The organism is Companilactobacillus sp. HBUAS56275, assembly GCF_036913655.1.
GTDB lineage: Bacteria > Bacillota > Bacilli > Lactobacillales > Lactobacillaceae > Companilactobacillus > Companilactobacillus pullicola.
On sequence record NZ_JAYKKK010000004.1, the window covers coordinates 1 to 15,463 of the forward strand.

The 15,463-nt window shown below is 37.4% G+C and carries 13 protein-coding genes; 8 read left to right on the forward strand and 5 right to left on the reverse strand.

The annotated features are described in order from the left end of the window. Positions 1-572 precede the first annotated feature (572 nt). Positions 573-1,592 (reverse strand): YeiH family protein, encoded by a 1,020-nt coding sequence (locus U8526_RS08565; RefSeq protein WP_334341546.1) that lies wholly within the window; start codon positions 1,590-1,592, stop codon positions 573-575. A 100-nt stretch (positions 1,593-1,692) separates the two neighbouring features. On the opposite strand from U8526_RS08565, the gene U8526_RS08570 reads away from it, so the two are divergent. Continuing rightward, positions 1,693-2,559, forward strand: a complete 867-nt coding sequence (locus tag U8526_RS08570; protein ID WP_334341547.1) for a LysR family transcriptional regulator — start codon at positions 1,693-1,695, stop codon at positions 2,557-2,559. Here U8526_RS08570 and U8526_RS08575 read toward each other — a convergent pair. Next, positions 2,549-3,133 (reverse strand): peptidylprolyl isomerase, encoded by a 585-nt coding sequence (locus U8526_RS08575; RefSeq protein WP_334341548.1) that lies wholly within the window; start codon positions 3,131-3,133, stop codon positions 2,549-2,551. The genes U8526_RS08570 and U8526_RS08575 overlap by 11 nt on opposite strands. An 805-nt stretch (positions 3,134-3,938) precedes the next feature. Here U8526_RS08575 and U8526_RS08580 point away from each other — a divergent pair. After that, a complete protein-coding gene (locus U8526_RS08580) occupies positions 3,939-4,298 on the forward strand; it encodes a DUF2200 domain-containing protein (RefSeq protein WP_334341549.1) in 360 nt (119 codons plus the stop codon). On the opposite strand, the gene U8526_RS08585 is transcribed toward U8526_RS08580, so the two are convergent. Beyond that, a complete protein-coding gene (locus U8526_RS08585) occupies positions 4,295-4,744 on the reverse strand; it encodes a DUF3955 domain-containing protein (protein ID WP_334341550.1) in 450 nt (149 codons plus the stop codon). The two genes, U8526_RS08580 and U8526_RS08585, sit on opposite strands and share 4 nt — an antisense overlap. 187 nt (positions 4,745-4,931) lie before the next feature. Here U8526_RS08585 and U8526_RS08590 point away from each other — a divergent pair, with 187 nt between their 5' ends. Together U8526_RS08590 and U8526_RS08595 are read left to right on the forward strand one after the other, a co-directional pair. Continuing rightward, positions 4,932-5,183 (forward strand): hypothetical protein, encoded by a 252-nt coding sequence (locus tag U8526_RS08590; RefSeq protein WP_334341551.1) that lies wholly within the window; start codon positions 4,932-4,934, stop codon positions 5,181-5,183. Positions 5,184-5,275: 92 nt separating this feature from the next. Further along, entirely contained in the window at positions 5,276-6,118 is an 843-nt protein-coding gene (locus tag U8526_RS08595; protein WP_334341552.1) for a mechanosensitive ion channel family protein, read from the forward strand. Between the two features lie 264 nt (positions 6,119-6,382). Here the strand turns inward: U8526_RS08595 and U8526_RS08600 are convergent, their stop codons facing one another. Both U8526_RS08600 and U8526_RS08605 read right to left on the reverse strand, forming a co-directional pair. Further along, positions 6,383-7,336: an aldo/keto reductase gene (locus tag U8526_RS08600; RefSeq protein ID WP_334341553.1), complete on the reverse strand. Its 954-nt coding sequence runs from the start codon at positions 7,334-7,336 to the stop codon at positions 6,383-6,385. An 82-nt stretch (positions 7,337-7,418) separates the two neighbouring features. Then, positions 7,419-8,423, reverse strand: a complete 1,005-nt coding sequence (locus U8526_RS08605; RefSeq protein ID WP_334341554.1) for an NAD-dependent epimerase/dehydratase family protein — start codon at positions 8,421-8,423, stop codon at positions 7,419-7,421. A 97-nt stretch (positions 8,424-8,520) separates the two neighbouring features. Here U8526_RS08605 and U8526_RS08610 point away from each other — a divergent pair, with 97 nt between their 5' ends. The 4 genes from U8526_RS08610 (at position 8,521) to U8526_RS08625 (ending at position 15,454) form a co-directional block, all read left to right on the forward strand. Next, entirely contained in the window at positions 8,521-9,162 is a 642-nt protein-coding gene (locus U8526_RS08610) for a TetR/AcrR family transcriptional regulator (protein ID WP_334341555.1), read from the forward strand. A 71-nt stretch (positions 9,163-9,233) separates the two neighbouring features. Then, positions 9,234-10,643: a C69 family dipeptidase gene (locus U8526_RS08615; protein ID WP_334341556.1), complete on the forward strand. Its 1,410-nt coding sequence runs from the start codon at positions 9,234-9,236 to the stop codon at positions 10,641-10,643. 459 nt (positions 10,644-11,102) lie between these two features. Beyond that, on the forward strand, positions 11,103-12,281 hold the full coding sequence (locus U8526_RS08620) for an exonuclease SbcCD subunit D (RefSeq protein ID WP_334341557.1): 1,179 nt from the start codon (positions 11,103-11,105) through the stop codon (positions 12,279-12,281). Between the two features lie 2 nt (positions 12,282-12,283). Beyond that, positions 12,284-15,454 (forward strand): SMC family ATPase, encoded by a 3,171-nt coding sequence (locus tag U8526_RS08625; RefSeq protein ID WP_334341558.1) that lies wholly within the window; start codon positions 12,284-12,286, stop codon positions 15,452-15,454. Positions 15,455-15,463 lie beyond the last annotated feature (9 nt).

A 15,463-nucleotide genomic window follows, 5' to 3' on the forward strand; every position in this document is an offset into this window, starting at 1 on the left:
AATTGACTTCGTTGTAAATCCAACAAATAAATGTTGGCCTACACAATTTTAGTGTTAAAACTTTGTTCAGTTTTCAAAGGTCTACCAGCTGATTAAGCGCTTACGCTCATCAGCGACTTAATTATTCTATCAAGGAGACAAAAGCTTGTCAAGAACTTTTTAAAATAATTTTTTCTAACTAATTATCAACGAATTGATAAGAGTTAGAAGTCATCCAACAGACAACTTAATTATCATATCGAAGTAACAAGAACATGTCAAGCACTTCTTTAAAATAATTTGGAATCAACGGAGAAGCAATTAAGCTCCAAAGCGTTGACGCCGTTGCTCTGTCGCAACAACAAGATATATATTACCCGTTCAGTTACGACGTTGCAACCCCTTTTTATTATTTTTCTCAATTTTCTGTAAATTAATTAAAACTGATTCTGTTTCTTCCTATTAGTTAGCGGATATAACTTCGATATGACATTATGTATCTTACATTATCACAGTTACCAAACTGGTCAATTGATTTTTAAAATTTCCTCAACAAACAAAAAACGCACTCTCCAATGAGGAAAGTACGCATTTTAGAAGAATGTTTTGCTTACTACAATAGCAAAGGTCAATAAAATCACTGAAGCTGACAATGCAGCTAATACCGCATTTCGACCACTACTTAGAAAGGCTTTAAAATTAACACTCATCCCTAAAGCAGCCATTGCCATTCCTAGAACTAAATAAGCTAACTTAACTAGCAAGTTCAATAAACCAGCAGACATAGGAACAAAGGTACCAATCACACTAGCTAATAAGAATCCTGCCATAAACCAAGGTATCGGTAATTTACCTTTTTCACCATCATTAGTTTTATCCTGATGTTGATACCAAATACCAATTATTAAAGCGGCTGGTGCTAATAGTAATACTCGAGACAACTTAGTAATGATTGCAGCACTCAAACTAACTGACCCACCAGCACTACCTGTTGCAATCGCATGGGCAATTTCATGCAGTGAACCACCAGCCATAACTCCGAACTGCATTGAAGTCATATGCAATAGTGGCTTGATGGCAATTTCAATTAAAGTAAATACCGTTCCCAAGATAGCTACGATTGCTACAGCCAATACTTCATCATTATGCTTAGCGGCTTCCTGCTCTTTAGAAACTTTGATCTGTGGTGAAATACCCATAACAGCGGCAGCACCACAAATACTAGTTCCACTGGCAGTCAAAATAGCCAATCGTTTGCTGACACCAAATTTTCTAGCAATGTTATAAGTCAATACGATCATTCCACTGACGATAACCATCGCGAAGAGAATCGTCTTCACTCCAGCGTGTGCCAAATCGATTAAATTCAACTTGAATCCTAATAGGATAATCCCCAAGCGTAAAAACTTATTGGAAATGAACCCAATCCCACTTTCTGCTTTTTGAATCGCTGGACGATATAGTTGAAACATCATTCCCAGCATCAATGAAAGAACTAACGCACCGATTACGGTTAAATATGGTAGCCCACCTAAGAAGCTACCGACTATTGAACATAATAAGGTCATAAAGAATGCATAATAGAAGCTTTTTTCAAAAAATTTTAAATACATAAGTGAATCCTCCCTGTTAAAGAGGATAATATATAATTAGCATAAGTAAAAATTAGTATTTATTAGTTTTGCATAAGCAAAATTTATCAAAGGAGCCATTATGTTAGATAAACGTTATCAAACCCTGGTCGTCTTAGCTGATACCAACTCATTCACCAAGACTGCCCAAGAATTATTTATCACTCAACCAGCCGTTTCTCAACAAATAACCTCGCTCGAAAATGAATTGAATCTCTCTTTGGTTATTCGTGATCACAATCGAATCCACTTAACCGATATTGGTCAGAAATTAGCTGACTACGCTAAACAAGTTGAGTTTGAAAGTGAAAAGGTTCTGAATTCATTAAAAACACCCGCTAAATTTAACATGGGTTGCACACTGTCACTCAGTTCCACCCTTCTACCAAAGTTTCTCAATCATATAACCGATAAAATTGAGATCTCAACTACCGAAATTAAGAATACCGACCACATTCTGCAAAACATTCGTGACGGGAAGATTGATTTTGGTTTAGTTGAAGGTAACTTTGACACCGACGAATTCGACTCCTTTTTCCTACAAAAAGAAAACTTCGTCTGTATTTCCCCACAACAACTTCATATCTCAACAATCGAAGACCTCTTTAATCAAACATTGCTCATCAGAGAACCCGGCTCAGGCAGCCGCAACATTTTCGAAAATTGGTTAGCTACACAAAATTACAAGATCAGCGACTTCAACAAAGTAATGGAAATAGCCAGTCCCAACACCATCATCGAATTACTCAAACAGATCTCCGGTGTGACTTTCATCTATGAATCACTCGTCAGTGATGAAGTTAAAAATGGGAAATTAAAAAAACTAGATTTTCCAGGATTCAAAATTGAACATCCCATCAATCTAGTTTTTCTCAAGAATTCTTATTTTAAAAATACCTATCAAGAACTAACAACTTCATTTCTCCAAGAAACAAGTCTTACTTACTGATCTCAACACTTTCCATAACAACATCTTCCTTAGGCTTGTCATTACCGTCACGTTTAGCACGACTGATTTCTTGAACCACGTCCATACCTTCAATAACTTGTCCAAAGACAGTGTGACGATGATCCAACCAAGGAGTACCACCATTCTTGTAAGCAGCAATAATTTCTTCAGGATAACCAGCACTAGCCATTTCCTTAATCATACGCTTAGGCATATTTTCGTTTGAAACGATAAAGAATTGACTACCGTTAGTATTAGGACCGGCATTAGCCATTGATAGAGCACCCGTTAGGTTATACAATTGGTCACTAAATTCATCTTCAAAGCTTGCACCGTAGATACTTTCACCACCAGCACCAGTACCAGTAGGATCTCCACCTTGAATCATGAAGTCAGGAATCACACGGTGAAAAATAATTCCGTTGTAGTAACCCTTTTGGGCCAATTCGATAAAGTTCTTAACTGTCTTAGGAACCAATTCATCGAATAGTTGAACCTTGATTACCCCGTGATTTGTTTTAATCGTTGCTACACTACCAGTAGCATTTTCTAAATCCAATTGTGGATATGTCATATTTTTGTTTCCCTTCTATTGTCTGAGTAAATCTACTTTACCATACTAAATCAAAGTTCAGGCGTTAACTCACTTTTCTTATTCAAATTTGGTTATAGTTGCTGATGATGCCGTCCTCCACAAAAATTGGGAATGCTGTTGGAACGCTATGGGCGCGATTCGGAGCTAATTATTTTACGCTTTGCGCAAAATAATGGATCTTCGAAGTCGGCCTTATTGTAACCGGCATAGCCGGTAACAATAATCTCATAGCTGAACGCATTCCCAATTTTTGCTCCGGACTAAAGAGTATTTCTATTGTTTGTAAGTTTTTAAATATTAGACAGTAGTGACTTAAAGTTATTTCGTTAATCTGTATTTTAGCCAAACTTTTTTAATAGCCGATAAATTGTTAAATATGCTTTCACGGCTGAGACCAATCGATCTTATTGCTCCTGACTATATGCAATATCTATCTCATCATAAGAAACCAATAGTTATCCAAACACTGCAATTTTAATCAATAATTTTAGAACCCGAGATATAGTCGTCCGCAGAAAATATGTGGGCCCTAAGTGGTGAAATTCTACTTAGCTTGCAAAGCAAGGTTAGTAGAAGACCGGACTTGGAGATCCATAATTTTGCGCGAAGTGCAAAATTATTAGCTTCAAGCCGTGTCCACCACGTTCCAGTGGCCCACATATTTTCTGCGAACGACGGCATACTTAAACCATGTCAGTTGATATTAACCTCGCACCCGAGTTCGAACCACAACCTAACTCACTTTATTTTGTTACACTAACTAAAAAGGTTAATGGAGGTAATTATGAAGAAGAAAGACATCACCCAAATGGCATTTCGTGATCTCTACCCACTTTATGTCAAAAAAGTCGAACGCAAAGGTCACTCACAATCCGAAGTTAACCAGATAATCTATTGGTTAACTGGTTATAACGATCAAACGTTATTGGAACAAATACAAAGTGGCGCCAGTCTAGCTAGCTTTTTCCAGAATGCCCCACATATCAACGAGAATACTACATTAATCCGAGGGTCTATTTGTGGTATTCGCGTGGAGAACATCCAAGATCCACTGATTCAAGAAATTCGTTATTTGGATAAATTGATCGACGAGCTGGCCCACAATAAAGCTATGGAACACATTTTGCGTAGTGAAATATCTTAGTTTCGTTTACGTAATTTTCTAAATAGGTAGATGAATCCACTGATCAGTCCCATTAGTAAGAATAGATATCCAATGGGAACTAGGAAAAATGGTTCATGCAAAACGCCGTTACCATCTAAGGTTGAACCAATCATATTGAATAGTACGAAGCAACCTACTCCGGCTAAAATGGTAATTATAGTTACATATAAGTTAATTCGCATTTTTCTAACCTCGCTACTATCATTCATTAATTTTGTCGTCATCGTTTTATCTCCCAGGATTAACTGATCTAAAGACAATTGGAACGTTTTGGCAATCGTAACGACCATTTCTAAATCTGGTAAGTTACGATTATTCTCCCAACTGGAAATTGTTTGTCGTGAAACATTCAACTTTTGTGACAATTGTTCTTGTGTCAAATTTTTACTAGTACGTAATTTTTTTATCTGCGCTCCAAAGTCCATTCGTTCAGCTCCTTTTTCTTTAGTTATACCGATATAATGACCTAATTAAAAGCTAGAGTTACAAGCATCCTTGATATATCAACATTTATAACTCAATATTTACAATCTGTATGCTAGTCTATAAATGTAACTTATTCTGTGTTATCTTGTGTATCCTAACGAAATACAAAGATTGAGGGCATATATTTTGATAACAGAAAACATTCAAGACTACACTTTAGGAAAAAATGAGCCGACATTAGATATCACCGTTACAGGAAAAAGCGATATCGACTATTCACACGATGATTTAAAGATTGCTGCCGCAATTAAATTGATCGAATCTTGCGACAATCTGAACTTCACACTGCAAACTGGCGAACACGAATTATACAAAGATTTGTCTGATAAACTATACGTTGCAGTTGAAGACTTTGTTCCTAAGAGTTATTTAAATTAAGTTAAAGCAGCTAAATTGGTTAATGACCAGTTTAGCTGCTTTTTCGTTTATGCTATCATTATTTCAGCTACTTTTTGAAAGGAACTGAAATTTTGAACACATCCCTTAACTTAAATACTCTTATTAAAAAAATGTTTCTGAAGGTCGACTGGGAATCAGTTTTACAACACGTTGCTTCGGTCGTTTTTCAATTGATCCTATTAACAGTCGTCTTACTTTTGATCAACTGGATCGGTAAAAAGATTATTCGTCATATCTTTAAAACTGGTCTGCGTAATTATAAGCGCGGTATTTCCCCTAAAAAGCTTGATACAATCTATACTCTAGTTCTCAATATTTTTAAATATATCCTATTATTTTTCTGGATCTACGCTTTACTATCAGCGATTGGAATTCCTGTTGGCACATTGATTGCTGGTGCCGGGATCTTCAGTTTGGCTATTGGTCTTGGAGCCCAAGGATTCGTTTCCGATATGGTCAATGGTTTTTTCATCCTTTTGGAGCAACAAATTAGTGTCGGTGATACGATCACAGTTAATAATGTCGAAGGCCAGGTCACTTATGTTGGTATCCGAACAACTCAAATTCAAAGTGTCGACGGCACGCTGAATTACATCCCTAACCGCAATATCACTGTCGTCAGCAATAAATCCCGTAATAATATGCAGGCTCTAATGGAAATTCCAGTTTCTAGTGCTGCTCCTTTTGAAGAGATCACTAAGATTATTAACCAGATCAATCAGGATTTGGATTTGGCGAAGTTACAGATTACTAAGAAACCTTATATTGTGGGATTCTCCAACCAACCTGATGGCACTTTGGTTATTCAGGTCGCTACTTATACTAAGCCTGGCGCCCAGTTCCATGTTAAAAATGTTTTGTTAGAGAAGTATCTTTCTGGTATTACTGGTGCTGGAATCGATTTACCTAAATAATTTAAAAACCGCTAGACTCAAAAAAAGAGTTTAGCGGTTTTTTGTATTTTTTCTTGATGCTTGGATTCTGGATTAGATAACCATGGTTCTTTTCTTAACTGGTTATCTTCTATTTTTAAATAACCATGCTTCTCTGCTTTATAGTGGAAACGAGTTCCACAAGCCAGATTCCTGTGCTTTGCCTGACTTCACGAACTGTCTGCTACGCAGCCAATTCGCAAAGTCCTGCAAATGCTCAGAATCTAAGCGGGCTTGTTCCACTCTCTAAGGCAAGTCATTTCCTGCTGCGAAGTATACGTCGTACCACTCTTGTTTAGTAAGTTCCACATCGGCACCTTTTGCACTATCAATTACGTGTTCTGGATTCATTGTTCCTATCAACACTTGAATTCCTGCTGGATGTCTTAAGATCCATGCTACTGCTATGGCATTCTTACTTACTCCATACTTGTCTGCCAATTCTTGTAACTTAGCATTCAATTCTGGGAATTTGTCACTGCCGATGAAGGTTCCTTCAAACATCCCATATTGGAATGGTGACCATGCTTGGATTGTTGTTCCCATTCTTCTGGAGAATTCTAATAGTCCTCCGTCATGATTTATAGAACGAGCATCGGTCATGTTTGTGTGCATGCCGTAATCGATCATTCCTGTGTGGGCGATACTGAATTGTAATTGATTGATCAATAATTTTTGGTCAACGGCTTCTTGTAGCATTTGGAATTGTTGGGGATTGAAGTTGGAAACACCGAAGTGTCTTACTTTTCCATCTCTTTGCAATTCGTCGAAGGCTTCGGCTACTTCTTCTGGTTCCATCAATGGATCTGGACGGTGCAATAAGAATGAATCTAGATAATCAATTTGCATTCTATCTAGGATTCCGTCAACGGCTTCAATGATATGTTTCTTTGAGAATTCATATCTTTTACCGAAAACAAAACTTCCGTGACTACGAGCTGGATCAAAGACGATTCCACCTTTTGATTGAATATAGACATCATCACGTGAGATGTTTGCTTCTTTCATAGCTTGTCCGAAAACTTTTTCGGAATTACCCATACCATAGATATCGGCTGAATCAATATAGTTAATACCACTTTCAACAGCGGCTTCAAGTGTTTTGGCTGCATCTTTAGCTGATAAAGCTTCCATGCGCATGATTCCTAATGCAACAGCTGATGCTTTCCAATTTGTGTTACCAATATTTAGTTGTTTCATAAGTTTTTAAGTTCCTTTCGTTTTTCTCAACGATTTAACAATAGTACTTAGAGTGTGGTCTAGGTCAATTGTTTTTTCAAAATTATTTATCAAGTCCTAATTTAATCAAAGTTTTAGCTGCATCCATGATTGTTTCTTCTGGTTTATGTTGTGTCCAGCCCAAATCATTTTCCGCAGCGGCAGTCGTATGACGATATTTACGATCCAACATTGGTACTAATGCACGCAAGCTAGGAACGAAGCGCGCTAATAATTTAGTCACTGTATTAGGCATCATTCTGATTTTAATTTTTTTATATGGGAAATTAGTCTGATAAATCTTTTCTACATCTGCCATCTGTAATACTTGAGAAGCAGCTAGGTATCTTTTTCCAATAGCAACGGGATTCTCAAAGGCTAATCGGTGCAGCCTGGCTAAATCTCTAACATCCGAAATTTCTAACGGAACATGTGGTGTCATTGGCAATCCGTTTAACATTTGTAACAGAATTCGATTAGAACTGACCGCTTTATCTGACAAAATAGGACCAAAGATTGCACCTGGAAGTACTGTTGTCAATTCCATACCCTCTTCTTTGTCATATTCCCAAGCAGCTTTCTCAGACTCAACCTTTGAAATACGATAAGGATCTAAATCTGGATTCTTAACATCCGTCCAAAAACTCTCATCCAAAACGGCGGTACTACCACTTTCAGGAGTAGATGCTGCCTGTGAACTAGTCATTACTACTCGCTTAACGCCAGCTGCTTTAGCTGCTTTTAGAACTGTAAGTGTTCCATTCTTGGCAACATTAACCAATTCTTCAACCGTTTGAATTCCATTCCCCATTGGTGAAGCTACGTGGATCACGCCATCAGCACCTTTAATACTTTCTACCCAATTCTTATCGCTAGTTAGATCAGCCTCAAAGAAACTAAGATTCTTCATTTCATCTTTAGAAACCTCTCCAGCAATTTCCTTTTCTAAATGATCTGTTTTTTTCATTGAGCGCACACTAGTACTGACCTCATATCCTGCATTAAGAAAATCGACGATCACCCATCCTGCAACGAATCCTGTACCACCTGTTACAATAACTTTTTTCATAATTTATGTCCTCTGTTTGTTTAATTTAGACAAATAATACTATTAAGTGTCTATTTTGTCAAACAAATGTTATAATTATTTTTGGAGGTATTATTGCATGACACCAAAAGAAGAATTAATTATCAAATTTAACCACATCATTCTCATACAAGGATTCGATAACTTTTCAATGGTAGATTTAGCAAAAATGGCCGGCATCAGTCGTGCCAAACTCTATATCTACTTTAAAAATAAAGATGAGATCGTCCAATCAGTTGTTCAACGACACTTAGAATTTCTACAAAAAAATCCCATCCCTACAAAAGTTGCGGATGAGAATTTACTACCAACTATTTTGAATTCCCTCTTATTGATGGGTTCGACCACAGAATTGTTCAAAACTGAATTAAAACAAGCTTATCCACAAATGTATCGTCAATTTAGTCACGGCTACGAAAAATATTTCCAAGCTTTAGAAAAATATTATCAAGCCGCCCAACAGCAACAATTGATTATTAATGATGTTTCCGCAGAATTCCTACTTTTCCAAAATCAAATCAATATTCATGGCATTTTGGATAATGTCAGAACTAATCAAATAAGTCTGGAAAAAGGAGAACAGTACTTAAAAGAGTATTTTATTTATCAGATTCACTCCTTATTAGTTAAGCCAGAAGTAGTGATATCTGAACAAATCAAAACTTTTACCCACACAATCATTAATGAGTATTATGATACGTATGCACAGATCAATAATTAGTCCATTTGGTTTCACCAGTCAAACCAGTTATAATTAAACTATCAATAACCATAAAGGGAGCGATTTAAATAATGGAAAAGCGTATTAAAGGTTCATGTACATCAATTTTAGTTGGTAAAAAAGCTTCTATTGATGGTTCAACAATTATTTCTAGAAACGATGATGGTCACGAAGCACTTGATCCTCAACGTTTTGTAGTAGTTAATCCCGAAGATCAACCTAAGGATTACACTTCAGTTATCAGTAAAGTCAACGTATCTTTGCCTGATAACCCTCTACGTTACACTTCAATTCCTAACTCAATTTTGACAAACGGAATCTGGCCCGCAGCCGGTATTAACAGCGAAAACATCGCTATGTCAGCGACCGAAACTATTACTACTAACTCACGCGTCTTAGGCTTGGACCCATTCGTTGAAAACGGACTTGGTGAAGAAGACCTTGTAACCGTAGTTCTTCCATACATCCACAGTGCTAAAGATGGTGTTAAACGTCTTGGTGCTTTGCTAGAAAAGTATGGAACTTACGAACCAAACGGAATTGCTTTTTCCGATAACGAAGAAGTTTGGTGGTTAGAAACAATCGGTGGACATCACTGGGCAGCTGTTCGTATTCCTGATGATGCTTATGTAGTTGCACCCAACCGTATGAACATCGACAATTTCGACTTTGATTCAACTGACACACTATGTTCAGCTGATTTGAAAGACCTTATTGATCAAAACAATTTGAATCCTGATTTCGATCAATATAACTTAAGACATATCTTGGGTAGTTCATCAATTAAAGATACCGTCTACAACAACCCTCGTGCTTGGTCTGGACAAAAATTCTTCAGCCCTGACGACACACCAGATGATCCAATGAACCAAGACCTACCATTCATCTGCCACGCCAACCGTAAGATTTCCATCGAAGATGTTAAGTTCGTCTTGAGCTCACACTTTGAAAATACTAAGTATGACGTTTATGGATCAGGTACCGAAGCTGAAAAGAAGCTCTTCAGACCAATTGGTATCAACAGAAACCACGACGTTCATATTCTACAAATCAGAAATAACGTTCCCGCAGAAATTGCCGGAATTCACTGGTTAGCATACGGTGCCAATACCTTTAATACCGTAGTACCATTCTATGCCAACGTAAACGACACACCAGCACAATACAAGAATGCCACAGGCAAATTCGACATGAACAACATGTACTGGTTAAGCTGTACCACAGCCCTATTAGGCGATACAGATTACGATCTATACGTTGATATGAGAAACGATTATGAACTAGATGCCATGAGTACATATCGCAAGATTCAAAATGATACCGACAAGGAAATCGCCAACCAAAACGATGCCGAAAAGTATCTTGAAGAAGCTAATAAGAAATTAGCCGACGTAGCCTTTGAGAAACAAACTAAGCTACTCGGAGACATGGTTACAATGGGTTCAGAACATATGAAGTTACGTTACAATCTGAACGATTAGAGCAGAGAGCGAAGCAGGGGCGGTCAGCTCCCGAGGATTAAGACTACTTTCTCAGTCGGCAGCGAAGCGCCGGCAGAGAAAGTTGACTTAACCGGAAGGAGTTGCCCCTGCGTAGCTCATTTCCATTAGAGAGTGGAACAAGCCCGCTTAGATTCTGAGCATTTGCAAGACTTTGCGAATTAGCTGCGAAGCAGACAGTTCGTGAAGTCAGGCAAAGCACAGGGATCTGGCTTGTGGAACTCATTTCCACTATTCTGCACAAAACCATGGTTATTAAGAACAGAAGAAAACCACATATGAACCAAAAAAGTGAGTACTAGAACCTTAGCACTCACTTTTTTATTCCGTTCAATTCCAAAAGACAAATACGAATTAAAAATCCTTTCGTAATTTAATATTGCTAAAAACAATTTTTCGACGTACAAAGGAAGTAGAATATAATCTTTACGGAGGAATAATATGAAACTTTTACATACTGCCGACTGGCACATTGGTCGGACTCTAAACGGCTACTCATTGCTTGATGAACAAAAAGCCGCTTTCCAACAAATTTTAAAAATTGCTTTAGAAGAACACGTCGACGGTATTGTCATTGCGGGTGATATTTACGATCGTGCCATTCCTAACGTTGATGCCGTCACAACTTTAAATGAAATGTTTAAAGAAATGAATATCGACCATCACTTCCCTATTTACGCTATTTCCGGAAATCATGATGGCGCTAAACGTTTGAATTACGGTCGTGAATGGATGGAATACAATAATTTCCACCTCAACACTTTAGTCAGTGAAGCCTTCACTCCTATTGAGACTCCTGAAGCTCAAATCTTTATGTTGCCATTTTTTGATCCAATGGATGTCAGAGCTTACTACCATCAACAAGGTGTTCCTGAAGAAGATACTCAAAAAATTCATACGATAACTGATGCTATGAATCTGGTTTTAGAAGACATCAAAAAGAAGTTTGATCCTAATAAGAAGCACTTACTCATCACTCACTTTGCGGTCACGCCAAATAAGGATACGAAGATCGAACTAACTAGCGAGACTACTTCCACTGTCGGTGGCCTAGCCAATTTGACGGCTGATCAATTTAACATGTTTGACTATGTTATGATGGGCCACATTCATACTCGCTTCGCTTCTCCAAGTGAAACAATCCGTTATTCTGGTAGTCCTGTGAAGTTCAATGTCAAAGAAGCTCGCATCAAAAATAAGGGCAAAGGTGTCGATATTGTTGAGATCAATGACGATAAAATCACCCGTACCTTTAAGGAAATCAAACCTCACACTGACTTAATTGTGTTGCAAGAAGATTGGGATACCTTAACCGATCCTGTTTTTTATAAAAAACAGCCAATCGATACAGCCTGGTTTGCTATCACTGTGAAGAATTTTGACCGCAGCAAGCACATCAACGTTCGTGCTCAATTACAAGAGATTTACGGAACCATTGTCGAGCTCGACTATGAGAATATTTATCAAGATAAACAGACTCAAGCTGTGCAAAACATTAGTGAATTGAGTCCAGATGAAACAGTTGACCAATTTTTCCACAGCATAACTGGAAATGATTTATCCAAGACTCAAAAACAAATTGTGGATAAAATTTTTGTTGATTTAAGAAAGGAGAAATAATTTTGAAACCTATTTACTTACAGATGAATTATTTCGGACCCCATGAAGATTCTAGTATCGACTTTCGAAAATTGGATGAAGCACCGATTTTTCTTATCGGTGGTGATACTGGTGCTGGTAAATCAACGATTTTTGATGCCATGACCTTTGCCCTCTTCGGCAGTACTACAACTGATGGCCGTGATGCTCGAGAAATGCGCAGTCAATTTGCCCCCATCGATAAAGCAACCGAAGTAACTTTCTATTTTGAACAGGGAAATAATCTTTATCGAATTGTTCGCCGTCCTGAACAGTGGCTAAAAAGTCAACGTGGTGACAATCTTGTGGATAAAAAACCAATTGCCAAATTAGCAATTGTGGATAAAGTCGGCGGAACCGAGATTGATAGTATAGCTGCTAAACCTAGCGATGTCGGTACTGCCATTGCTGAAATCCTCAACCTTTCGGCAGAACAATTTAAGAAGATTATTCTGTTACCTCAAAATGATTTTTCCGAATTTTTAAAGTCAAAAACAGATGCCAAGGAAGCCATCCTAAAAAAGATTTTTGGTACACAGCTTTATTCTGACTTTGCTAATAAATTAAGAGATCTCTACACTACTGACAAAAAGAAAAATGAAGCCTTTGCTACTGATTTAGCTGCTCAAATGGATTCCGATAATTGGACTGACGAAGAAAAAGAACAATTAAGTCACGAGGCTGATGAGCAAAAAATGGTCCTCCTCGAAGAATTCGTCGAAAAACGACATGAGGACTTCAATAAAGTAGAAAAACAGACTGATGAAATTAATAGACAAGTTCAAACAGCTGATAAAAATTTTCAAACGGCCAAGGATTTAGACAAGCAATTCACTGACTTAGATACTGCTAAACAGGATTACCAGCTGACTATTGTAAATAAAAAAACTGACATCTCTGCCAATCAAAAACACGTTGCCGAATTACAATGGGCTGACAGTTTGAAAGATATTGTCCGTGATTTAGATAGTAAAACTACCGAATTAAGCAATATCAGTGACCGCAAACAAAAATTAGCGGCTCAAATGGAAATTTCTCAAAAAGATTATCAATTGGCTACAACAAAGAATCAGGAACTTACGGCTCAAAAGGATATCTTTGATCAGAAAACTATTGAAAGTAAGAAATTGGCTGTTTTAATTCCTGACGTTGAACGTATCGAAAAACTTAAACAAGAAATTGCTGATCAAAAACCTGAATTAGCTACTTTACAAGATAAGTTATCCGCTCAAGATAAGGAACTTCAACAAGTTACTGAAAAAATTGCAGCTAAAAAGGCCCAATTGACCGACAGTGATACACTGCAAACACAAAAGGACGCCATCACAAATGAGAAAGATAACTTTGTTGAAACGCTCACGCCACTGGAAAACCATCAACTGAGTGCTAAGAAAGAAGTTCAACGTCTTCAAAAACATTTAAATGAATTAAAAGAAAAACTTCAGACTAAAGAAGAAAAATTACAACAAGCTCAGATTGATTTCCAAGAGAAAAAGGGGCATCGTCAAGCCCTGATGATTGCTCAACTTCAAAAGGAACTAGTTGACGGAGAACCTTGCGTTGTTTGTGGGTCTACTGACCACTCGGGTATGGTTAAAACCGTTGATGCAGACGAAACTGAACTCAAGGCTTCGATGGAACAAGTTGATAAGTCACAAAATCGTTTTGCTTCTGCCCAAAAAGAAGTTGAAACTTTAAACGAAAACATTGCTCAAGTAACCGATGAACTTGATACTGCTGAAGACACTCTAAATAATGCTAACCAACAATTATCAGATACCTATCAAGAATTGATTGCCAAATCCAAGTTAACTTTCAATGATGAATTCGTGATGACTGCCGCAAAGAAGGTTTTTGAAAAAGCCATTGATTCACTTAACGAACAATTAACAGCTGCTAATAAGTTAACTGTGGAAATCGACAAATTACTGGATACTAATAAAGTCGCCGCCGAAAAACAGACTGAGCTCAAATTAGCTTTAGCCACTAAGAAATCTTCTCTGAAAGCTAACGAAAGTGATCTCGAACAGACACTTACTAAAGTTGGGACGGAATCTCGCTCTAGTAAAGAAATTGCTAAAGAAATTAAGCAACTGGATACGGCTGTTGAAGATTATCAAAAGCAATTGGCGGACACACAAAAAACTGCTCAAGACAGTCAGCTCAAGTATTCCAACAACCAAACTCAATTTGCGGATGTTGAAAAACAGTTAGCCGATCAAAAAAATTCCATCGACAAATTACAAAAGCAGATTGATTCTGCATTATCTGACCCCACTGCTAAATCCGATGATCCGAAGATTTTGCGTGACTGGCTAGAAGAAATAAATGACGGTCTCCTTTCTGATTTACAAATCAAAATTTCTAATTACAAACAGGAAAAAACACGTTTGGAAAAGAGAATTGAAGAATTATCTACCACTTTGACCGACAAACAAAAGCCTGACTTGTCGGCTCTCAAAGAAATTTTGACAAACTTGCAAGCTAAAAAGGATGAATTAATTTCTCAAGTAGCCAACGCCAAAAGAACTTTCCAAGATGCCCAAAGGAACTTGAATCGTATCAAAGAAATCATCGCTAAACAAGGCGACTTTGCTAAGAAATTCAGTCAATTATCCGACTTGTACAACATCGTAAATGGTCAAGGTAACAACAGCAGTAAGCTGAAATTAGAGACTTTTGTTGTTCAAAACTATTTGCAGAAAGTTCTCAATTACGCTAACGACCACTTTATTAATCTGCTTTCTAACAATCGTTATACTTTTGAATTATCGAATGACCCTAGCGATAAAATACGTGATCACGGTTTGGATATTAATATTTTTGATAATGAAACTGGTAAATCTCGTTCTTCGGACACGTTATCTGGTGGTGAGACATTTATCGCCGCCCTCTCTATCGCCCTTTCATTGAGTGAAGTTGTCCAATCATCTTCTAATGGTGTTCAAATTGATGCCTTATTTGTTGATGAAGGTTTCGGTTCTTTGGATGATGAAACACTTGAAAAATCGATGACCGCTTTGGAAACTATCGGGCAAAATCGTATGGTTGGTGTTATCAGTCATATTGAATCTATGAAACAGACTATTGGTCAACAGGTTTTGATTAAGAAGCTTGGTGATGGCCGTAGTAAAATTGAAATTGTTAATAAGTAACTTAAAAAG

Excerpts from the sequence above, each read along its gene's own strand:
- U8526_RS08570 (WP_334341547.1), top strand. The coding sequence starts at position 1,693 with ATGTTAGATAAACGTTATCAAACCCTGGTCGTCTTAGCTGATACCAAC.
- U8526_RS08615 (WP_334341556.1), top strand. The coding sequence starts at position 9,234 with ATGGAAAAGCGTATTAAAGGTTCATGTACATCAATTTTAGTTGGTAAA.
- U8526_RS08605 (WP_334341554.1), bottom strand. The coding sequence starts at position 8,423 with ATGAAAAAAGTTATTGTAACAGGTGGTACAGGATTCGTTGCAGGATGG.
- U8526_RS08610 (WP_334341555.1), top strand. The coding sequence starts at position 8,521 with ATGACACCAAAAGAAGAATTAATTATCAAATTTAACCACATCATTCTC.
- U8526_RS08565 (WP_334341546.1), bottom strand. The coding sequence starts at position 1,592 with ATGTATTTAAAATTTTTTGAAAAAAGCTTCTATTATGCATTCTTTATG.
- U8526_RS08580 (WP_334341549.1), top strand. The coding sequence starts at position 3,939 with ATGAAGAAGAAAGACATCACCCAAATGGCATTTCGTGATCTCTACCCA.
- U8526_RS08585 (WP_334341550.1), bottom strand. The coding sequence starts at position 4,744 with ATGGACTTTGGAGCGCAGATAAAAAAATTACGTACTAGTAAAAATTTG.
- U8526_RS08600 (WP_334341553.1), bottom strand. The coding sequence starts at position 7,336 with ATGAAACAACTAAATATTGGTAACACAAATTGGAAAGCATCAGCTGTT.
- U8526_RS08575 (WP_334341548.1), bottom strand. The coding sequence starts at position 3,133 with ATGACATATCCACAATTGGATTTAGAAAATGCTACTGGTAGTGTAGCA.
- U8526_RS08620 (WP_334341557.1), top strand. The coding sequence starts at position 11,103 with ATGAAACTTTTACATACTGCCGACTGGCACATTGGTCGGACTCTAAAC.